Source organism: Natrinema ejinorense, assembly GCF_002494345.1.
GTDB lineage: Archaea > Halobacteriota > Halobacteria > Halobacteriales > Natrialbaceae > Natrinema > Natrinema longum.
Genome location: NZ_NXNI01000001.1, coordinates 1,929,527 through 1,949,405 on the forward strand (window position 1 = coordinate 1,929,527; position 19,879 = coordinate 1,949,405).

The 19,879-nt window shown below is 66.2% G+C and carries 19 protein-coding genes; 7 read left to right on the plus strand and 12 right to left on the minus strand.

Annotated elements, in window-relative coordinates:
* Nucleotides 1-36 precede the first annotated feature (36 nt).
* The 3 genes from CP557_RS09660 to CP557_RS09670 all read right to left on the minus strand — a co-directional run bounded on the left by CP557_RS09660 (nt 37) and on the right by CP557_RS09670 (nt 2,329).
* On the minus strand, nt 37-1,167 hold the full coding sequence (locus CP557_RS09660) for an asparagine synthase-related protein (RefSeq protein WP_097379698.1): 1,131 nt from the start codon (nt 1,165-1,167) through the stop codon (nt 37-39).
* Nucleotides 1,164-1,847 (minus strand): PHP domain-containing protein, encoded by a 684-nt coding sequence (locus tag CP557_RS09665; protein WP_097381602.1) that lies wholly within the window; start codon nt 1,845-1,847, stop codon nt 1,164-1,166. The genes CP557_RS09660 and CP557_RS09665 overlap by 4 nt, the downstream gene beginning before the upstream one ends.
* Before the next feature lie 95 nt (nt 1,848-1,942).
* Nucleotides 1,943-2,329: a hypothetical protein gene (locus CP557_RS09670; protein WP_097379699.1), complete on the minus strand. Its 387-nt coding sequence runs from the start codon at nt 2,327-2,329 to the stop codon at nt 1,943-1,945.
* Between the two features lie 220 nt (nt 2,330-2,549).
* Here CP557_RS09670 and purL point away from each other — a divergent pair, with 220 nt between their 5' ends.
* Nucleotides 2,550-4,721: a phosphoribosylformylglycinamidine synthase subunit PurL gene (gene purL, locus CP557_RS09675; RefSeq protein ID WP_097379700.1), complete on the plus strand. Its 2,172-nt coding sequence runs from the start codon at nt 2,550-2,552 to the stop codon at nt 4,719-4,721.
* 136 nt (nt 4,722-4,857) lie between these two features.
* Nucleotides 4,858-5,445, plus strand: a complete 588-nt coding sequence (locus tag CP557_RS09680; protein ID WP_097379701.1) for a response regulator transcription factor — start codon at nt 4,858-4,860, stop codon at nt 5,443-5,445.
* A gap of 58 nt (nt 5,446-5,503) precedes the next feature.
* Here CP557_RS09680 and CP557_RS09685 read toward each other — a convergent pair whose 3' ends face one another.
* The 4 genes from CP557_RS09685 to CP557_RS09700 all read right to left on the minus strand — a co-directional run bounded on the left by CP557_RS09685 (nt 5,504) and on the right by CP557_RS09700 (nt 10,607).
* Nucleotides 5,504-7,369, minus strand: coding sequence for a PAS domain-containing sensor histidine kinase (locus tag CP557_RS09685; protein WP_097379702.1), 1,866 nt, complete (start codon nt 7,367-7,369; stop codon nt 5,504-5,506).
* Between the two features lie 229 nt (nt 7,370-7,598).
* Nucleotides 7,599-8,831 (minus strand): GNAT family N-acetyltransferase, encoded by a 1,233-nt coding sequence (locus CP557_RS09690; RefSeq protein ID WP_097379703.1) that lies wholly within the window; start codon nt 8,829-8,831, stop codon nt 7,599-7,601.
* 130 nt (nt 8,832-8,961) lie between these two features.
* Nucleotides 8,962-10,119, minus strand: coding sequence for a pyridoxal phosphate-dependent aminotransferase (locus tag CP557_RS09695; protein ID WP_097379704.1), 1,158 nt, complete (start codon nt 10,117-10,119; stop codon nt 8,962-8,964).
* A 2-nt stretch (nt 10,120-10,121) separates the two neighbouring features.
* On the minus strand, nt 10,122-10,607 hold the full coding sequence (locus CP557_RS09700; protein WP_097379705.1) for an Lrp/AsnC family transcriptional regulator: 486 nt from the start codon (nt 10,605-10,607) through the stop codon (nt 10,122-10,124).
* 252 nt (nt 10,608-10,859) lie between these two features.
* Here CP557_RS09700 and CP557_RS09705 point away from each other — a divergent pair, with 252 nt between their 5' ends.
* Nucleotides 10,860-12,014 carry an ABC transporter substrate-binding protein gene (locus tag CP557_RS09705; RefSeq protein ID WP_097379706.1) on the plus strand — a complete coding sequence of 385 codons (1,155 nt, stop codon included), beginning with the start codon at nt 10,860-10,862 and terminating at the stop codon, nt 12,012-12,014.
* Between the two features lie 180 nt (nt 12,015-12,194).
* Here the strand turns inward: CP557_RS09705 and CP557_RS09710 are convergent, their stop codons facing one another.
* Nucleotides 12,195-12,842: a hypothetical protein gene (locus CP557_RS09710; RefSeq protein WP_097379707.1), complete on the minus strand. Its 648-nt coding sequence runs from the start codon at nt 12,840-12,842 to the stop codon at nt 12,195-12,197.
* Nucleotides 12,843-12,961: 119 nt separating this feature from the next.
* Between CP557_RS09710 and CP557_RS09715 the strand changes: the two genes are divergently transcribed.
* The 3 genes from CP557_RS09715 to CP557_RS09730 all read left to right on the plus strand — a co-directional run bounded on the left by CP557_RS09715 (nt 12,962) and on the right by CP557_RS09730 (nt 14,897).
* Entirely contained in the window at nt 12,962-13,189 is a 228-nt protein-coding gene (locus CP557_RS09715; RefSeq protein WP_097379708.1) for a hypothetical protein, read from the plus strand.
* Between the two features lie 239 nt (nt 13,190-13,428).
* Complete coding sequence (locus tag CP557_RS09725) at nt 13,429-13,992, plus strand: thioredoxin family protein (RefSeq protein WP_097379710.1); 564 nt, start codon at nt 13,429-13,431, stop codon at nt 13,990-13,992.
* A 116-nt stretch (nt 13,993-14,108) separates the two neighbouring features.
* The gene (locus tag CP557_RS09730) at nt 14,109-14,897 is read left to right on the plus strand and encodes an HpcH/HpaI aldolase family protein (protein ID WP_097379711.1); all 789 of its coding nucleotides are present in this window, start codon (nt 14,109-14,111) and stop codon (nt 14,895-14,897) included.
* Nucleotides 14,898-14,930: 33 nt separating this feature from the next.
* Here CP557_RS09730 and CP557_RS09735 read toward each other — a convergent pair whose 3' ends face one another.
* On the minus strand, nt 14,931-16,049 hold the full coding sequence (locus tag CP557_RS09735; RefSeq protein ID WP_097379712.1) for an NADH:flavin oxidoreductase/NADH oxidase: 1,119 nt from the start codon (nt 16,047-16,049) through the stop codon (nt 14,931-14,933).
* A 137-nt stretch (nt 16,050-16,186) separates the two neighbouring features.
* On the opposite strand from CP557_RS09735, the gene CP557_RS09740 reads away from it, so the two are divergent.
* Entirely contained in the window at nt 16,187-17,026 is an 840-nt protein-coding gene (locus tag CP557_RS09740; RefSeq protein WP_097379713.1) for a BtpA/SgcQ family protein, read from the plus strand.
* A gap of 14 nt (nt 17,027-17,040) precedes the next feature.
* Here CP557_RS09740 and CP557_RS09745 read toward each other — a convergent pair whose 3' ends face one another.
* The 3 genes from CP557_RS09745 to CP557_RS09755 all read right to left on the minus strand — a co-directional run bounded on the left by CP557_RS09745 (nt 17,041) and on the right by CP557_RS09755 (nt 19,879).
* The gene (locus tag CP557_RS09745) at nt 17,041-18,279 is read right to left on the minus strand and encodes a tripartite tricarboxylate transporter permease (RefSeq protein WP_097379714.1); all 1,239 of its coding nucleotides are present in this window, start codon (nt 18,277-18,279) and stop codon (nt 17,041-17,043) included.
* 190 nt (nt 18,280-18,469) lie between these two features.
* Nucleotides 18,470-18,820: a 50S ribosomal protein P1 gene (gene rpl12p / locus CP557_RS09750; protein ID WP_097379715.1), complete on the minus strand. Its 351-nt coding sequence runs from the start codon at nt 18,818-18,820 to the stop codon at nt 18,470-18,472.
* Nucleotides 18,821-18,835: 15 nt separating this feature from the next.
* Nucleotides 18,836-19,879 (minus strand): 50S ribosomal protein L10, encoded by a 1,044-nt coding sequence (locus tag CP557_RS09755; RefSeq protein WP_097379716.1) that lies wholly within the window; start codon nt 19,877-19,879, stop codon nt 18,836-18,838.

The window sequence follows — 19,879 nt, forward strand, 5'->3', positions numbered from 1 at the left end:
CCTGGGGGTCGCGGTCACTCGGGACAGGGGACCGTCTCACTCGCGTCTCGTCGGGCCGTCCGAGCACAGCGCGGCGACGTACTTGCTGACGTGATCGTCGATCCGGCGCTTGTAGCCGGCCTGCCGGGCCAGCCGATCGAGTTCGCGCGCGACGAGACTGCCGTACTGGACCGCTTTCTTGTCCCTGCTGGCGACGTCCGCCGGCAGATACTCGGCCGCAACCCGTCGGAACCCGCGCTTTCGTTCGTCCTCGTCGGCCAGTAGCACGTCCGGGAGCCGGAGCGCCGCCTCGACCACGGCGTCGTGGAGGAACGGTGCGACCGGCTCGAGACCAGTCGCTTCGATCGTCAGCACGTCCCGTGGAAGTTGATCGGGCAGGCTCCGAATCTGTTCCCGGACGGCTCCCCGAACCGTCTCGGCGTCGACCCGATGGTCGAGCCGGACGACCTTCTCGTAGCCGCCGAACAGTTCGTCGGCCCCCTGGCCGACCGCGAGCGCGTCGAACCCGTCCGCGGCCACGCGTTCGCCGACCAGGGACAGCGGGAGCGCGATCTGGACGTCCATCGCGTTCGTCCGCCCGGTCGCTCGCGCGACCTGGGGAACCGCACGCTCGAGGTCCGCCGGCTCGAGGTCGACGACGGTGAGCTCACGCCCCATCGCGTCGGCGGCCGTCCGCGCGGCCTCGACATCGTGGCTGTCGGGGAAGCCGACGACGTACAGCGGCGCGTCGAGCAGTTCGGCGACCAGCGCCGAGTCGACGCCGCCCGAGAACGCGACGGCGATATCGCGATCCGCCGAGTCGACGGCGTCGGCCGCCGTTTCGATCGCCGTCTCGAGTCTCTCGAGTGCGGCCTCGTGGGCGACGGGCTCGGGATCGGGCAGCGACCACTGGGATTCCGGCTCGGGGAGTGGACCGTCGACGGCCGTGGCCCCACCGGCCGGAAAGAGCGTCGGCTCCTCGAGTGCGCTCGGCTCGAACGCCCAGTTCCGGGTCGCGTCCGTATCGGCTCCGTCGTCGACGAACAGCGGCACCCGTCCGAGGACGTCGCGAACGAGCAGGCCGTCGACCATCCCCGCGAAGCCGGCGGTTCCGGGGAGGGAGTCGCCACGCTCGAGCGCGTCGCGGACGGTCGTCGAGTCGGCACCGCGAAGGTCTGGCTCTGTCATCGGACGAGTTTCAAAACGTGACTCAGTCGTCGCGTGACGCCGCCGGCGAACTGTCGGATGCTGATCCGCCAGGGCGTTCGCTTCCCTTCGACGGTCGTTCGCCCGTCAGCGATCGCTGCGAGGATCGCGTCGGCCGAGCGATCCTCGGCGTCGACGCGGGTGATCGCCTGTCCGACCATCTCGCTGATGTGGGCGTCGCTGCCGGCGGTCATGGGCAGGTTCCGCGACCGCGCGTAGCGTTCGGCTTGCCGGTTCGCCCGGCCGGTGAACAGCCGGGAGTTGTAGACTTCGATCGCGTCTCCCATGGCGAGCTGTTCGCGGGAGATCCGGGCCATCACCCCGTGGCGTGACTCCTGAAACGGATGGGGAATCACCGCGAGCCCGTCCTGCTCGTGGATCGCCTCGAGCGTCGATTCGAACGACAGGCCTGGCGGGATGGCCTCCTCGACCCCCAGTCCCAGGACGTGGCCCGCCTTGCTCGAGATTTCTATCCCGGGAATGCCGACCAGGCCGTACTCGGGGGCGCGCTCGACGGCCTCGAGGCTGGCGTCGATTTCGTCGTGGTCCGTCACCGCGATCGCGTCGAGTCCGACGGCTTCCGCTTGCTCCAGGATGAGTTCGATCGGATCGCGGCCGTCGTAGGACAACGACGAGTGCGTGTGAAGTTCGACCGACAGCACGAACGCACGTTTCGGCGGCCCGATCAAAAACGACTCGATCCTCCCGTTCGGTGACCGCTCGTCGAGAATCCGATCGGATTCGGCGGAGTGCCACGTTACTCCTCGTCGCTCCAGGGGTCCGTCGTGTGCGTGTCGATCTCGTACGTCGACGTTGCCCGTGCCTGCCGGATCCGTTCGTCGACCAGCTCCGGTGTCGCCGCCGCGTAATCGGCACCGGTTTGCCAGGCGACGACGAGGACGATGCCGGCACCGATCGTACCCAGAAGCGCGTTTCCCGTCAGGACTCCATAGCCCACCACCACAGCTGCGACGATTCCGAGGACGATCCGTCGGACCCACTGTTGCTTTCGTACTTCGTCTTCGTGGACGGCCACGATTCGTTTCCCCTCTCCCGCTGGAACCGACCGATAGCTGGCCCCCGCCGTCGTCTCGTATCGAAGTACGTCGACCAGTTCCGGGTATTCGACGCTCTCGTCGGCCATTCGTCTCCCAGGTGGTCACCGCGTGATAGTAAACGTTGCCGACGGCATCGTTGCTTCGCCGTCTACTGACGGGGATGTCGTCGGCAACTTGGTGCCGTCCTCGTCGGTCGGCGGGGTCAACGCCCGAACGGCGACGAGTTCGTCCCGGCGGCCTCGTCGATCAATGCACGACCGTGTATATGGAAACCCCTTTACTGTCCGACTTCCACCACCGACATGAATGAGTCTTGCCGATTCGGACCGCGAACTCGTCGTTTCCGAGCTGGGGCGGGAACCGACTCGAGCGGAGGCGGCGCTGTTCGAGAATCTCTGGAGCGAGCACTGCGCGTACCGCTCCTCGCGACCGCTGCTGTCGGCGTTCGACAGCGAGGGCGAGCAGGTCGTCGTCGGGCCGGGCGACGACGCGGCGGTCGTCGCACTGCCGTCGCCTGACACCGACGGCGATCGCGCCGGCGGGCGCGCAGACGATGAAACCTACATCACGATGGGAATCGAGAGCCACAACCACCCCTCCTACGTGGATCCGTTCGACGGCGCGGCGACGGGCGTCGGCGGCATCGTCCGGGACACCCTCTCGATGGGGGCCTACCCGATCGCGCTCGCGGACTCGCTGTACTTCGGCGAGTTCGACGACGAACACTCGAAGTACCTCTTCGAGGGGGTCGTCGAGGGGATCAGCCACTACGGGAACTGCATCGGCGTTCCGACGGTCGCGGGCAGCGTCGACTTCCATTCCGACTACGAGGGGAATCCGCTAGTTAACGTCGCCTGCGTCGGCCTGACGAACGAGGAGCGCCTCGTCACCGCCGAAGCCCAAGAGCCCGGCAACAAGCTCGTACTCGTCGGGAACGGGACCGGTCGGGACGGACTCGGCGGTGCGAGCTTCGCCAGCGAGGACTTAGCGGAGGACGCCGAGACCGAGGATCGACCCGCGGTCCAGGTCGGCGACCCCTACGCCGAAAAGCTGCTCATCGAGGCCAACGAGGTCCTCGTCGACGAGGACCTCATCGAGTCCGCCCGCGACCTCGGTGCCGCCGGCCTCGGCGGTGCCTCCAGCGAGATGGTCGCCAAGGCCGACCTCGGTGCACACATCGAACTCGAGCGGGTCCACCAGCGCGAGCCGAACATGAACGCGCTGGAGATCCTCCTCGCGGAATCCCAGGAGCGGATGTGTTACGAGGTCGAACCGGACAACGTCGACCGCGTGCGCGAAATCGCCGAGCGGTTCGATCTGGGCTGCTCGGTCATCGGCGAGGTCACCGACGGCAACTACGTCTGCACGTTCGATGGAGAGTCCGTCGTCGACGTCGACGCGTACTTCCTCGGCGAGGGCGCGCCGATGAACGACCTCTCGACCGAAGACCCGGCGGAACCCGAAACCGATCTGCCCGATGTCGACCTCGAGGATGCGTTCGAAACGGTCGTCTCGAGCCCGAACACCGCCTCGAAGCGGTGGGTCTACCGACAGTACGACCACGAGGTCGGCGTGCGCACGAGCGTCGGGCCGGGCGACGACGCCGCGATCATCGCGGTCCGAGAGGCCGAACAGGGACTTGCCCTCTCCTCCGGTGGCGCACCGAACTGGACCGACGTCGCACCGTACGAGGGTGCCCGCGCGGTGGCCCTCGAGAACGCGACGAACATCGCGGCCAAGGGGGCGACGCCGCTGGCCGCGGTCGACTGTCTCAACGGCGGCAATCCCGAGAAGCCCGACGTCTACGGCGGCTTCACCGGGATCGTCGACGGGCTCGCCGAGATGTGCGAAACCCTCTCCACGCCGGTCGTCGGCGGGAACGTCTCGCTGTACAACGACTCCGTCGCGGGACCGATCCCGCCGACCCCGACGCTGGCGATGGTCGGCTCCAAGGACGGGTACGACGCACCGCCGCTGGCGGTCGAGCCGGCGGGCGACTTGCTTCTCGTCGGCGACCTCGGCCTCGAGACCGGTTCCCCACGGCTCGGCGGCTCCGAGTATCTCGCCCGGTTCGACGGCAGCGACGCCTTCCCCGAACTCCCGACCGATCCGGCGGCCGTCGTCGAGACCCTCGCTGCGGTCGCGAACGACGACGCGACCCTCGCAGTCCACGACGTCAGCCACGGCGGCCTCGCCGTCGCGCTCGCGGAGATGGTCACCGAGGACGCCGGGCTCGAGGTGGCGATTCCGAGCGACCAGCCGGCAGGGGCGTTGTTCCACGAACAGCCGGGGCGCGCACTCGTCCAAACGGAGTCGCCGGAGTCAGTCCGCGAGGCGTTCGACGGCGTCGCGCCGGTCGTCGAACTCGGCTCGGCGACCGACGACGGTCGACTCACGGTCGACGCCGGTCGGACGCTGACGGCCGACGCGGCCGAGATCCGCGACCGTCGCGGGACGATCGAACGGGAACTCGAGTGACGGTTCGCAAATCCGAGTAAGGGTTCGGGAACCCGGATGCCGATTCAGTCGCTCGAATTTTTCACCGACTGTCCGGTATATTGATATGCGGTCGGGACGATTCGTCCAACGAGCCGACACTCCAAGAGGAACGCCGATGACTACTGATACCCCGTCCGTCCTGATCGTCGAAGACGAGCCCGACCTCGCGAACCTCTATGCCGCCTGGCTCGAGGCCGAGTGCGACGTCGAAACGTCCTACGACGGTACCGAAGCCCTCGATGCGATCGACGAATCGATCGACGTCGTCCTGCTGGACCGGCGGATGCCGGGCCTCTCGGGCGATACCGTCCTCGATACGATTCGGGAACGGGGCCTCGACTGCCGGGTCGCGATGGTGACGGCGGTCGAACCCGATTTCGACATCATCGAGATGGGATTCGACGACTACCTCGTCAAGCCGGTTTCGAAGGACGAACTGGTCGAGATCATCGATCAACTGCTCCTCCGGACGAGTTACGACGCACAGCTCCAGGAGTTCTTCGCACTGGCCTCGAAGAAAGCGCTGCTAGACGATCAGAAAACGGAGGCCGAACGCCGCTCGAGTCAGGAGTACGCCGAACTCAAAGACCGGCTGGCCGTCCGTCGAGTGCAAGTCAACGATACGATGCAGGAACTGCTCGAGCAAGACGGCTACCGACAGCTCTGTCGGGATATTACGAACGAATCGGTACTGCAGGAGTAATCGCTCGAGTCCCGGAAGCGACCGTCGGCCCGCCGGACTGGTCGGTCGCATCCGTGACTCACTCGCGGGTCCGTTCGAGGGTCGTTACGTCTCGAATTTCGATCCGCGTTCCGCCGTTGTCCCCGTTGGTGACGGAACACTCCCAGTCGTGGGCTTTGGCGATGGCCCGGACGAGTGCGAGGCCGAGACCGTCGATCGCGGTTTCGTCGTCGGCGGTCGGATCGAGCACGCGGTCGTGTGCGGTCGGCGGAATCTCGGCGGCGTCGTCGAGGAGGAAAAACCCTCGACTGCCGCCGTCGTCGAACCCGACGAGGCCGATCTGGATCGTTACGTCGCCCTTGGCCCGCGCGGCGGCACTGTCGAACGCCGTCTCGAGGAGATGGCCGAACCGGTCGGGATCTGCCCGGAGCGTGGCCGAGCCGTCGACGACAACGACCGAATCCATCTCGAGTTGCGAGTCGCTGATGGCGTCTTCGATCGCCGCCTCGAGATCGAGTCTGGTGCGGGTCCCGACGGTCGAGGCGTTGCGGGCGAACTCCCGGATGTCGTCGACGAGTCGTTCGGCCCGATCGAGCGTCGTTTCGACGGTGTCCTCCGCGAGCGGAAACTCCCATTCGTCGGTCGTCTCCTCTTCCAAGGCGTCGGCGACGGTCTCGAGTTGGTCTTTCAGATCACTCGAGAGGACGTCGGCGATGGACTCGAGGCGGTCGGTCTGGCGCTCGAGTTCGGCCGTCCGATCCCGCAGGACCTGCTCCCGATCGGCTCGATCGAGGGCAGCTCGCGTGTTCTCGACGAGCGTCGAGATGAGATCGATATCGGTCTCGTCGAACCGGTAGGGATCCAGCGAGCCGGTCATGAGAATACCGTGTGTCCCGATCGGTGCGATGATCTCGGATTCGAGGGGCGTATCCGGGTTGTAGAGGTTATCGATGGTCCCGAGATCGTCGAACAGCTGGACTTCGCCGGCTTCGAAGACGTCCCAGACGAGGCCTTCGCCGGGGTTGAACCGCGGGAGACCGCCGAATTCGTCGTGTGCACCGGCGGTCCCGGCGACGGGTTCGAGGTAGCCCCGTTCTTCCTCGAGCAGCCAGACGCCGCTGATGGGCAGATCGAGCAGATCGCTCCCGGCGTGGACGGCGATCGCACAGATCTCCTCGGGATCGTCGGACTCGAGGAGCCACCGGGTAATCTCGTGGAGCGACGTGACGACGCGGTCGTACTCGTATCGGTCGGTGATGTCCCGGATGACGGCGGCGACGGTGGCGGTGTTGTCCTCGATCGGGACGAATCTGAACTCGGCCATCCGCGCATCGCCCTCCGGCCCGACATAGGCGACCTCGAGCTGGCTGCGGTCGGCGTTTCCGACGTCGACGTCGGTGATCGCCCGGCCGATATCGACCGCGGATTCGCCGTCGATTCCCGCTAACTCGGTGAGCGTCTCCACGTGTTCGCCGACGAGTTCCGTTCGATCGGCACCGAGGATCGTCTCCGTCGCGCCGTTGACGGTGACGATCTCGCGGTTGCGATCGAGCGTCACGACGGCGTCGTGGACCGCCTCGACGACCGCAGCGTGTTGGGCCAACGTCGTCTCCTGGGCCTTCCGCTCGGTGACGTCGCGCATGAACACCGACAGCCCGGATTCGGAGGGGTAGGCCCGAGCTTCGAACCAGGTCTCGAGGTGCGTGTGGTAGATCTCGAAGGAGACCGACACCTGCTCGTCCATCGCGCGGTGGAACCCCTCGGGGAACTGCGTCTCGACGGTCTGGGGGAACTCGTCCCACATGACCCGCCCGATCAGGTCCTCGCGGGACCGTTTGAGCAACGTCTCGGCCCGTTCGTTGAGATAGGTGAATCGAAACCCCGTATCGAGTGCGAAGAACGCGTCGGAGACCCGGTCGACGATCGGTACCGATCGCGTCGTCACGGCTCTTCACCCCCGCCCAGCGACGGATTCGTCTCCCCTCCCCGCTCGAGGCTATCGCCTCTCACAGCCGTTGCGATCATCGGCGGACAGTCAGCACATAGTAAGTGAATCCCCTATTTCAGTGTCGTGGCCGAGCGCCCGAATGGTACTAGATGACATATGCCCCGTCCGCGGCCGGTCCCCGTCCCCTGCCAGTCGGACGGAGCGTCCGACGCAGCGGCTCGAGGGGTCAAAACCGATCGCCGAGATAGACATCGGTTTGCGGAAAGAGCGTCGAAAGCACCGCTCTCGCCTCCGGAGCTGCCGTCTCGATCCGACCCGTTCGCTCGAGGGCTTCCGCGGACTGGAATCCGACGACGAGCTGTGAGAGCGCACCGATTTCCAGGCGGACATCGGCGTCGGCCGCCGCGTTCGACCGACCGTCCAGCCGGGTACAGTCCGCCTGGCCGGCCGCGACCGCCAGCTCGAACACGCCCTCGTTCCACTCGACCAGCGGGTCCTCGACGGCGATCGTCGTACTGACATCGAGATCCGGATACGAGAGGGCGGAGAGCGTCGCCGCGACGTCGACGATTCGGACCATCGGGCCGTTCTCGACGACGGTCTCGATCTCGTCGGGGTCGCGAGCGAGATCGCGGAGCGGAACGCCGGCAGGAACGCGAAGCCGCACACGCTCGACCTGCGACTCGTGGTCGTGACAGAACGACAGCAACGCCAGGGTGGCCTCGTGATCGATGGACGCGAGTTCGGAGACAGCCATCGTCCGGTCGCCCATCTCGCCGTCGATCGTGTAGACGAGATATCCCCGTACCCGACCGTCGCGTTCGTACGCGTAGACGAACGGGTCCCGTTCGTGGCCGCCGAACACGCGATAGCGCCACCAGTCTTCCTCACGCTCGAGGGACAGCGAGTATCGGTCGGCGTGGGCTTCGTAGGCCGGTGTGAGCGACCCGAACTCGTCGGCCTCGAGTCGGCGGATCGAACCCGCGTCCCGGTCGACGGCGTCGGTCGCGAACGAAAACACCGACGGCTCGCATTCGTGGGTGACGATCCGGTTGCACGTGTCCCAGCCATATCGGCGGTAGAACCGATAGCTGAACGGCCACAGCACGCAAAATCGGATATCACGGTCGCGATACTCCGCGAGCGAGCGGGCGAGTAACTGCCGAACGTACCCCCGACGGCGGTACTCGGGTGGCGTCGCGACGGACGCGAGCCCGGCGGTTCGGTGGCCCTCCTCGCGAACACGGGACTCGAGCCAGTAGTGCCGACAGACACAGCGTGGCTCCGCGTCGTCGGCTTCATCGGTTTCGTACACGCCGCGACGGGATCCGAGCGTCGCTCGGGGCCGCTCGTGTTCGTCGGGATCGTACGCCGGGACCCCCTCTTCGGGCCTGAACGCGTAGCTGCGGTATTCGTGAAAGACGTCCCGTTCGTCCGGGATGGGACGATAGTCGACCATGCAAACGAAAGCGGCGGCGACCGGGAAAACTGTTCCCGATCAAAAGCGATCCGCGACCCGTCTGGGCGATCGTCAGTCAGTCCCACCACACCGACCAGGGGATGGCGTGGCCCCAGTGACGGCCGCCGTCTCAGACGTGCTCGTCGACGAACGCCTCGATACGGTTGAGCGCTTGCCGGAGGTCACCGAGCCCGGTCGCGTAGGAAACCCGCAGGTGGCCTTCACCGACATCGCCGAAGACGTCGCCGGGAACGACCGCCACCCCCTGTTCGCGGAGGACCGCCTCGGCGAACTCCTCGGCCGTGAAGCCCTCGGGGACTTCGGGAAAGCAGTAGAACGCGCCCTTGGCCTCGAAGACGTCCATCCCGATTTCGCGAAAGCGCGAGAGGACGAACTGTCGGCGGCGGTCGTACTGGTCGACCATCTCCTGGACGTCGTTCGCACACGAATCCAGGGCCTCGAGGGCGGCGTACTGGGCCGTCGTCGGGGCCGAGAGCATCGTATACTGGTGGATCTTGTTCATCGCGCCGATCGCATCGGCGGGGCCGAGCGCGTAGCCGAGCCGAAGGCCGGTCATCGCGTGGGCCTTCGAGAAGCCGTTGAAGACGATGGTTCGCTCGCGCATCCCCTCGAAGCTCGCGATCGAGGTGTGGTGGCCGTCGTAGGTCAACTCGGCGTAGATCTCGTCGGAGAAGACCATCAAGTCGTGCTCGCGGGCGAAGTCGGCGATCGGCTCGAGGTCCTCGGCGGGCATGATCGCGCCCGTCGGGTTGTTGGGGTAACAGAGGACGAGCACGTCCGCGTCGGCCGCGCCGGCCTCCTCGAGGCCCTCAACGGTGAGGCGGAACTCGTCGTCTTTCGTGGTCGGGACCGGCAGGACCTCGCCGCCGGCGAAGATGACGCCGGGCTCGTAGGAGATGTACGACGGCTGGGCGATCGCGACCGTGTCGCCGGGATCGACGAACGCCCGGAAGGCGAGATCGACCGCCTCGCTCGCGCCCGCCGTAACGATGATCTCCTCGTCGGGGTCGTAGCCCAGCTCGAATCGGTCCGCGACGTAGTCGGCGATCGCCTCGCGGAGCTCGCGTTTCCCTCGGTTTGCCGTGTAGGACGTCTTGCCCTGCTCGAGGGAGGTGATCGCGGCGTCGCGGGCGGCCCACGGCGTCGCGAAGTCGGGCTCGCCCACACCCAGCGAGATGACCTCGTCGCGTTCCTCGGCGATCTCGAAGAAGCGCCGAATGCCCGACGGCGGGACCGCCTGCACGCGGTCTGACAGTTCGAACGTCATGGTCAGGGTGAGAACGAGAGGCGATCGTCGCCCTCGCCGTCGCCGAGTTCGATGCCGTTCTCCTTGTAGGAGGTCATCACGTAGTGGGTGACCGTCTGCGTGATCTCGGGGACCGGCGCGACCTTCTCGCTGATGAACTGGGAGACCTCGCGGATGGAGTCGCCCTCGACTTCCATATCGAAGTCGTAGTCGCCGCTGATCAGCCGCAGCGCTTTGACCTGCGGGAACCGAGCGAGGCGCTCCGCGATGTCGTCGTAGCCCGTCTCGCGGTCGAGCGTGACGTTCAACTCCACCTCGGCCCGGACGCGTTCGTCCTCCAGTTTGTCCCAGTCGACGACCGCCTGGTAGCCCCGGACGACGCCCGCTGCCTCGAGCTCCTCGATGGTTGCCTCGACCTCGCTCTCCTCGAGGTCGGTCATTCGCGCGATATCCGCCGTGGAGTAGCGCGCGTTCTCACGGAGCAACTCGAGCACCTCGCGTTCGCTCATACCGCTTGGAAGCGCGAGCGCGAGTAAAGGTTTAACGTTGTTCGGCCGGCGGCCTGCGGGGACGGTCGTCGAGTGCGGGACCACGACGAGGTACTCGCGATGGACGGTCCGTACGCGACGCTGTAGGGTGTCAAGCCGGTGAAACCGGTGCGATGCCCAGTCTCCTCAAGACGCCCCGCGGTTCCGTCGGCGGTAATTTTAGGCTTGCCTAATAACCGGAGCGTTTATCGTGATTTAGGTCAGCCTAAAACCATGGGAATAGATGAGACAACACACGATGTACCGACACGCAGAGACACGCTAAAATACGGCGCAACGCTCGCGACCGGCGTTGCCCTCGCCGGCTGTTCAGAGTTGGCCGACCAGAGCAAGCAGGGCGAGACGAGTGGGAACGACTCGTACTCGGTGTCGATGGAACCGATGGGAAGCGTCACCTTCGAGACGGTACCCGAGCGCTGGGTCGCGTACGACGGCGGATACGCCGATATGGCCGTCACACTGGGGCAAGCTGATGGATTAGCGGGGCTCGGCGGAGCGAACCGGTACTACACCGACGTGTACGACGAACTCCCCGGAGTCACAGTCGATCGAGATGTCCTCGAGTCCTATCCGGAGGTCCGGACCAAAGAGGAGTTCTACGAACTCGACAGCGACGTGCACCTGTACGACCCACAGATGCTCATCAACTGGTTCGGGTGGGACGATGCGGATATCGACGAAATCACGTCGATGGTCGCGCCGTTCGTCGGCAACCTGATCTTCCGTCGATCGGACGAATGGCACGATTACCGCTACTACACGTTATACGAGGCCTTCGAGAAAGTAGCGGCAGTGTTCCAACAGCGTGATCGCTACGAGGCGTTTCGCGAACTCCACACCGCGTTCATCGCGTCGGTGCAGGAGCGGCTCCCACCGGCCGACGACCGTCCGTCCGTCTTCCTCACGTTCGAGGGTGCCGAAGAGCCGGAGGCGTTCTCGCCGTACCGGCTCGACGACGAGGGGACGAGCAAGAAACAGTGGCGGGACCTCGGTATCCACGACGCGCTGGCGGGGACGGGAACCGAGAATCTCAGCACCACGAACAGGGGAAAACTCGATTACGAGAACCTGCTCGAAATCGACCCTGATGTGATCCTCATCCGCGGCCACGAGCGGAAGTCCGCGACGGAATTCCGTGACACGGTTCTCGACTATATGCAGCGCCATCCCGTCGGGAGTGAACTCACTGCCGTACAGAACGGGCGCGTGTATCGCGGCGGTTACCTCAACCAGGGCCCGATTCACAACCTCTTCCTGACGGAACGGGCAGCGAAGCAACTGTTCCCAGAAGAGTTCGGCGATGTGACCGGCGACGAACACCTCTTCGATCGGCAGGAAGTCGCGGACATCATCAACGGAGCGATCTGACCGAACGCACCCACGAACGACGGCAGTCCCGCAAGCGAGATCGGTTCTCGGAACGCGATACGAGGGCGCTCCGTCGCAGGCCCACACTCGAGCGGCCGCTCACCTGACTCGCGTCACGATACCGACGGTCCCGTCGGCTGCGGCGACGGAACCCGGCGAGACGGCGCTGTCCCGGCTGTATCAGCGATAATTCTTGAACAGCAGCGCACGCACGTCGTCTTTCGTCTGTACCTGTTCCGACGAGCCGTCGGGGAGTTCGACCGTGTACCGGTAGTCCGCCGAGTCCGATTCCCCCCACTTGTCGTCGTGAGTCTCGAGCAGGCTCATCATCTCGTCGAGCATATCGTCGTCGTCGGCCGAGCCGTCACCGTCGTCGGCCACATCGCCCTCGTCGGCCGAATCGTCACCGTCGTCGGCACCGTCCGCACCCGCGTCGGTATCGGCGTCCGTCTCGGCCGCCGCTTCGTCGCCGCCACTCGAGTCGGCCGCGTCCGACCCGTCGGGCTCTCCGTCGAAATCGGCGGCTTCACCGTCCCGAGCGTCGTCCGGTGCCGGCGTCTCGTCTTCGACGTAGGAGACCTCCTCGAGTTCGTGGGGATCGTCGTCGCCCTCGATTGCGGCCCCGACGGACGCGGTGACGTCGTCCGTTGCCGAGGAGTCGAACTCGCCGGCGTCGATGTCGACCTCCTCGTCGAGGTTGTCGATCAGGAACTGGACGGCGTCGCGCTCGCGGACGAAGCCGTACTTGCCGACGACCGATTCGGAAATCTCCTCGCGGAGGTGCTGGATGAACGCGTACTGTTCGTCGGTGACCTCGAGCGTCTTCATATCCTACTCGATGCGGCCGGGGCTACTAATATGTAAGTCGTCACGATCCGAGAACGGGAGTCGATCTCGTCTCGAAACCACTAGAATTAACCGACTGATATAGTTAGATTCAGGCCCCGATGGACGATGCACTCGAAGTCGTAGACATCATCGCCGAGTCGGAACTCGAGGGGCTGTTCGTGTGGATCCTTCGACTCGTCGGGCTGGTTGCGGTCCTGTCCGGGCTGGGACTCTGGTTGTTGACCGACATGGGGTTGCTCGTCCTGCCGCTGGTTCTGATGGTCGGCGGGCTCGTGTTGCTCGTCGTGCCCGGTATACTCCTGTCGGTCGCAGAACTGTTCGGCTAGGCTCGATCCCGCCGAACTGCGCGCCGGTTCGCAGTCAGGGACGAGACGGACGTACAGCGCTCGTATCGCGCCGATTCCTCGTCCGGGGCCAGCACAATCCGTACGTCTGTCCTCGGACGATCCGGGAATCGAACCCGTGCGATCACGATCGCCGAGACGGTTCGAGGGACGACTCCCAGCCCGAACGACACGACTGCTGTGAACGTGACGATTAAGAACGAACAAGCACAACCATTCGTATGGTCCTGAAAGAGTCGGAGTCCGAACTCGAGGCCGGCGATACCGCTCCCGCGTTCGAACTCGAGGGCGTCGACGGCGAGACGTACACGCTCGAGTCCTTCGCCGACGACGAGGCGCTGTTGGTCGTGTTCACGTGTAATCACTGTCCGTACGCGCAGGCGAAGTTCGAGTTGCTGAACGAACTGGCCGCCGAGTACGAGGACGTCTCGGTCGTCGGGATCAATCCCAACGACGCCGAGGAGTACCCCGACGACTCGTTCGAGAAGATGCGGGAGGTCGTCGCGGACGGGACGGTCGACTACGACGCCTATCTCCGGGACGAGAGTCAGGACGTCGCCCGCGCCTACGGCGCAGTGTGCACCCCCGATCCGTTCCTCTTCGAAAACGAGGACGGGGAGTTCCGACTGGTCTACCACGGCCGACTCGACGATGCCCCCAACCCCGACGACGAACCGAGCCGGTTCCAGATCCGCGAAGCGATCGACGCCGTGCTGGCGGGCGAGGCCGTCGACCTCGAGTGGCAGCCCTCCCAGGGTTGTTCGATCAAGTGGACGGACGACTGACGTGCCCGTCCGCGGTTGTTTTTCGAACCCTTCGACGGTGTTTCGACCCTTCGGTTCAGGCCGGGAACGCCGGTGGCCCCAGACTTTAGTCGCGGGCGAGCGTGACGTTCGGCCGTATGAGTCAGGCACCGCGTGGCAACGCGCTCCGCGAGACGCTCGAGGCCGGCGAGGTCGCACTCGGCGTCCTCGAGAACACGTACAGCCCAACGGTCGTCGAACTCTACGCGGCGCTGGGTGCGGATTTCGTCTGGATCGACCTCGAACACGGCGGCCCGAGTCCCCGGGACGCCGGCAAACTGGAGGCACTACTCCGCGCAGTGGACGGAACCGACACGGAGCTGCTGGTACGGCTTCCCGATACCGATCCCTCACTGGTTCGGAAAGCCCTCGACGCCGGCGTTCGAAACGTCTTCCTCCCGCGGGTCGGCAGCGCCGAGGAGCTCGAGGCGGCGGTACGAGCCAGTCGGTTCGAGTACGACGACGAACCCGGCCGGCGGGGAATGGCGAATCCGCGAGCGGGCCGTTGGGGATTGACCGACGACTACGTGTCCACCGAAGACGAGTCCGTCGTCGTCGGCGTCACGGTCGAAACCCGGTCCGCGCTCGACGACCTCGACGACATCCTCGCGGTGCCCGAACTCGGCTTCGTCTTCATCGGCCCGCTGGATCTCTCGGTGTCGCTGGGACAGCCGGGCGAGTTCGACCATCCCGACATCGAGGAGGCCGTCGAGACGATTCGATCGGCTGCCGTCGAAGCGGACGTTCCGGTCGGCGGCCTCGGCTTCGGCATGGACGACGTCAACGAAAAGGCGCGGAACGGCTACCAACTCCTGAACATCGGGACGACGACCGGTGCGTTGCGCTCCTCGGTCAGTGGCTGGCTGGACGACTACGACGGCGCGTGATCGGCGCCTCGAGTCGCGGTCGAACCCGCCGCGTTACCGCTGGACGGAACGCCGGTACTGGGCCGGCCACTGGTCCCTGACTGCCTCGGAATCGCGCTCGAGGTCGCCGACGGCGCGCAGTCCAAAGTAGGGATCACGCAGAAACTCACGGCCGACGAACACGAGATCGGCCCGGCCGTTTCGGATCAGGGCGTCGGCCTGTTCGGGCTCGGTGACGCCCCCGACGGTACCGACCGCCACGTCGGCTCCATCCCGAACTCGCTCGGCCAGCGGCACCTGGAAGTTCGGCCCGCCCGGGACCGTCTGCTCGGGGTGGAGCCCGCCCGAGCTGACGTCGATCAGGTCGACGCCCAGAGCCGCGAGGTTGTCGGCCAGCCGGACCGTCTGGTCGATATCCCACGATTCGCGGTCGTCGAGCCAGTCCGTGCCGGAGAGGCGGACGAAAAGCGGCTTGTCGTCGGGCCAGACCTCGCGGACCGCCTGGACGACCTCCCGGAGCAACCGGGTGCGGTTCTCGAAGCTCCCGCCGTAATCGTCCTCGCGGTGGTTCGTGACCGGCGAGAGGAACTCGTGGAACAGGTAGCCGTGGGCCGCGTGGATTTCGACAATCTCGAAGCCGGCCTCGAGCGAGCGCTCGGCCGCCCCGCGGTAGGCGTCGATGACGCCCTCGATGTCGTCCTGGTCGGCCTTCCTCATCGCGGGGCGATCGCCGTCGAACGGCGGATAGGCCTCGGGTGACGGCGTGAGGACTTCCCACCCCGATGCCCCGCTGGGACCGGTCCCGTCGGGTTGAATCGGGACGTGGCCCTCCCAGGGGCGTTCCTTGCTCGCTTTGTGGCCCGCGTGGGCGAGCTGGATCCCCGGCACCCCGCCCTGGTCGCGGACGAACTCGGTGATCGGCTCGAGCGCGGCCGCGTGCTCGTCGCTCCAGATCCCGAGGTCGTGGGGCGTGATTCGGCCGATCGGATCGACGGCGGTCGCTTCGGTCATGACGATCCCGGCACCGCCGACGGCTCGACTCCCGAGGTGGACGCGGTGCCACTCGGTCGCGATCCCGTCCGGTTCACAGGAGTACTGGCACATCGGTGAAACGACGATTCGGTTTGGGAGTTCTACGTCCCGCAACGATACCGAAGAAAGCAGATCAGTCATCGAGCGGACGTAACGACGGCGCGGGCAAAACACCCTTGGAGGGAGCGGGGCTTGCCGCCTCGTACGGACTCGCCCCGCTCGTCGCGCCCCCGAAGCGTACCACGACCACTTATCTCCCGTCCGACCCCAGCGCCGATATGACCGCGACACGGGCCGTTCTCGAACGCTTCGACAGCGATCGTCCCGTCATCGGGATGGTCCATCTCCCGCCTCTGCCCGGCGCACCCGCGTTCGAGGGCGACCGCCAGGCGCTCCGCGCCCGCGCGCTCGAGGACGCACGCCGCCTCGAGGCGGGCGGGGTCGACGGGATCGTCCTCGAGAACTTCGGCGACTCGCCGTTCTACCCGGACAACGTCCCCACCCACGTCGTCGCAGAGGTGACCGCGATCGCGACGGCTCTGACCGACGCCGTCGATCTCCCGGTCGGGATCAACGTACTTCGAAACGACGCCGGAGCGGCGGTGTCGATCGCCGCAGCTACCGGGGCCGAGTTCGTTCGCGTCAACGTCCACGTGGGGACCGCCGCCACCGATCAGGGACTCATCGAGGGTCGCGCTCACGAGACGCTCCGGCTTCGTGACCGACTCGAGACCGACGTCTCGATTCTCGCCGACGTCCACGTCAAACACGCGACGCCGGTCGGCGACGACGATATCGAACGCGCGGCGATCGAAACCGTCGAGCGCGGCAAGGCCGACGGCGTCATCGTCTCCGGTCCCGGAACGGGTGCCGACACCGCCCTCGAGGACATCGAACGGGTCGTCGACGCGCTCGACGAACGGGACAGCGAGGAGACGCCGGTGTTCGTCGGCAGCGGGGTAACCGCCGAGACGGTCGGCGACTGCCTCGAGGCTGGTGCGGTCGGCGTCATCGTCGGCACCGCGCTGAAACGGGGGTGTGAGACGACCGCTCCCGTTTCGGACGAACGCGTCGCGGCCCTCGTCGGGGCTGCTCGAGAGTGGCGCTCGGACGAGTAGTTGATCAACCCGGCTCAGAGGCCCAGCATGAGCGGCCCGATCAGGACACCCATCAGGTGGACGCGACGGCACCGTAAGCGAACCGGAACCAGTCCGATCGCGGCCGCGATGGCGAAGATCCCGATACCCAGCGGGCCGGTGAACAGAAACGAAAGCACGCACAACAACGTGAGAACTGCAGCCGAAATCTTCCAGTAGGTCAGTCGACCGATCAACTCGAGGTAGGCGTCTCCGGCGACGATCACCAGCACGAAGCCGATCAGGCCGGCGATGACGACCCCCGCGAGCAGTATCGGGAGCTCGAGGGGTGCGGCCGTCCCGTCGAAGGCGACCAGCACGCCGGTTCGGGGCTGGCCGATGGCGACCAGCGCGAAGAGCGCGAAGATCGTATTCGCCGTATCGACGCCGCTGGTTGCGACGATGTATCCGCGATCGCTCGCCCCGTTTGGCACGGCGGCCAACACCGCGACGGCGGCGATAGCCGCCGAGATGCCGGGGATGTACCCGACGACGGCACCGGCGAGTGCGCCCGCAACGGCGGTCGTCCCGACGAACCGGCGAGACGTCGTTATTTCCTCGCCGTCCTGTCTCGGAATGCCACTGCCCCGGATCGCATCGATCAACACCGGCGCACCGAACAGCCCGGCGAAGAGTGGAGCGAGCGTCCCTCCCGCCTCGAGGGGAGCGTTCGTGGAGAGATCCAGCGTCAGTGTCCCGAGCGCAGCGGCCAGGCAAAACGACAGGAGACCACCGAACCGCCCCCGCCACGTGTGCTCCGACGCGATCAGCGCGACGACGACCATCGCCAGGACGAGCGAGAGGTGTGCCCGAACCGTCGGGTAAACGGCCATCACGGCCCAGGTCACGGGGACGGCAAGCGGGACCGCCGCGAGCACGGCGAGGATACTCCCGACTGCGGAGAGTCGGATCGCCTCGTACCCCCGCCCCTCGAGAACCATCCGATGTCCGGGGAGGGCGGTAACGGCCATCTCCGCGTCGGGGACGCCAAGCGCCATCGCGGGGACGGCGTTCAGAAACGTGTGGACGACACCGGCCGCCAGCATCGCACAGCCGACGAACAGCGGTGGGCCGGGAACCGACGGCGCGATCCCCGCCAGAAGGAACGCGAAGTTGTTGGCGTGCAGCCCCGGTACGAGTCCGCTACAGCACCCCAGCAGCGAACCGGCGACCACCCACGCGAGGAGCTGTCCCGTCAGGGCCGGCTGGAATCCGATCTCGACTGGGGCGACCATCGCCGACTCTGGCCGCCCCCTCGGTTATATACTCTCGGATCGTCGATCCCGGCCGTCGAGTGCGGGAATCCGGCCCGGCTCTCGCGTGGGCGACCTGCCGTCGGCTCAGGGACGTCGGCGTCGCCACTCACCCTCGAGCGTCGATAAAAAGTCGGGATTGCAACTCGTCGGAACCGGATCGACGGGACCGTTATCCGAAGAGTTCGCCGAGACCCTCGCCGTCGGCCTCGTCGTCCTCGTCGTCGTCCTCGTCCGTCGTGTCCGGCACGTCGCTGGTCTCTTCGGCTTCGTCGGCCTCGTCGGCCTCGTCGGCAGCTGCCTCGCCACCTGCGGCACCGCCTGCGGCGGCTCCGCCAGCGGGGACGGCAGCGGCCTCGGAGACTGCCTCGTCGATGTCGACGTCCTCGAGTGCGGCGACGAGCGCCTTGACTCGGGACTCTTCGACGTCGACGCCGGCAGCGTCGAGGACGTTCGTCAGGTTGTCTTCGTTGATCTCTTCGCCCGATTCGTTCAGGATGAGTGCAGCGTATACGTATTCCATTGTTGGATCCTCCAATTAACCGAACATCTCGCCGAGACCGGCCGCGCCGTCGCCGTCGTCTTCGTCGTCATCGTCGTCGGTATCGGCGTCTTCGGTCTCGGTCTGATCGTCAGTCTGGTCGTCTGCCGATTCGTCTTCGTCGTCGGCCGCCGCCGGTTCGGCGGGGGCCTCGACGTCCTGAAGCTCGTCAGGAAGCGCCTCCTCGTCGTCGATCTGGCCGGCGAGCGCACGCAGCTGTGCGTCGGCCTTGCTGACGAGGTCGGGCATCAGGTCTTCGTCCTCGATCGCGGCCTGCAGGCCGAGGCTCTTGGCCTCGCCCGTGGCCTTGGCGATGAGCGTCGGGGCCGTCGACGCGGTCGGGAAGCTCGCGTTGAGCGCGAGGTTCCGAGCGCGGGCGGCAGCCGTCGACACGTCGCTTTCGTAGGCCTCGACGTCGATGTCGAGGTCCTCGGGGTCGAAGAGCACGCCGTCGGCGATGACGGCTCGAAGGTCGAGACCGACCTCCTTTGGTTCGATGCCGAGTTCGTTGAGGACGTTCGCCAGATCGGCGGAGACTTCCTCGCCGGCCTCGAGGACCGTCGAATCTTCCATGACCTGGATCGAACCCTCTTCGATGCGTGCGTTCGCACCGATGCCCTGGAGTTCGCCGACGAACGGCCCCGGATCGACACCGGTGTCCCCTTCGGGGATGACGATGTCGTTCGGGGCGACTTCGCCCTCGTTGATCGGCGCGGGCGTCTTCGACGCCTCGAGCTCCTTGTACAGCGAGAACGGGTTCTCGTCGGTCGCGATGACGCCGACCTGTCCCCCGATGTGTTCGACGAGGTCGCCGAGCCCGGCGTCCTCGAGCGCACGCGTCTGCAAGGTGTTGCGGCTGACGCGTAACACGGCGGTGCCGTGGAGGTCACGACGCATATCCTGGAGCTGCTTCGAGGGAATGCCGGCGATGCCGACGACGCCGACGCTCTCGTACTCGTCGATGATCTGTGCGAGGTCGTCGACTTCCTCTTTCTTCCACTGGGGAAGGTTCTCGGTTTTGCGTTCGGCCTGTGCGCTCAT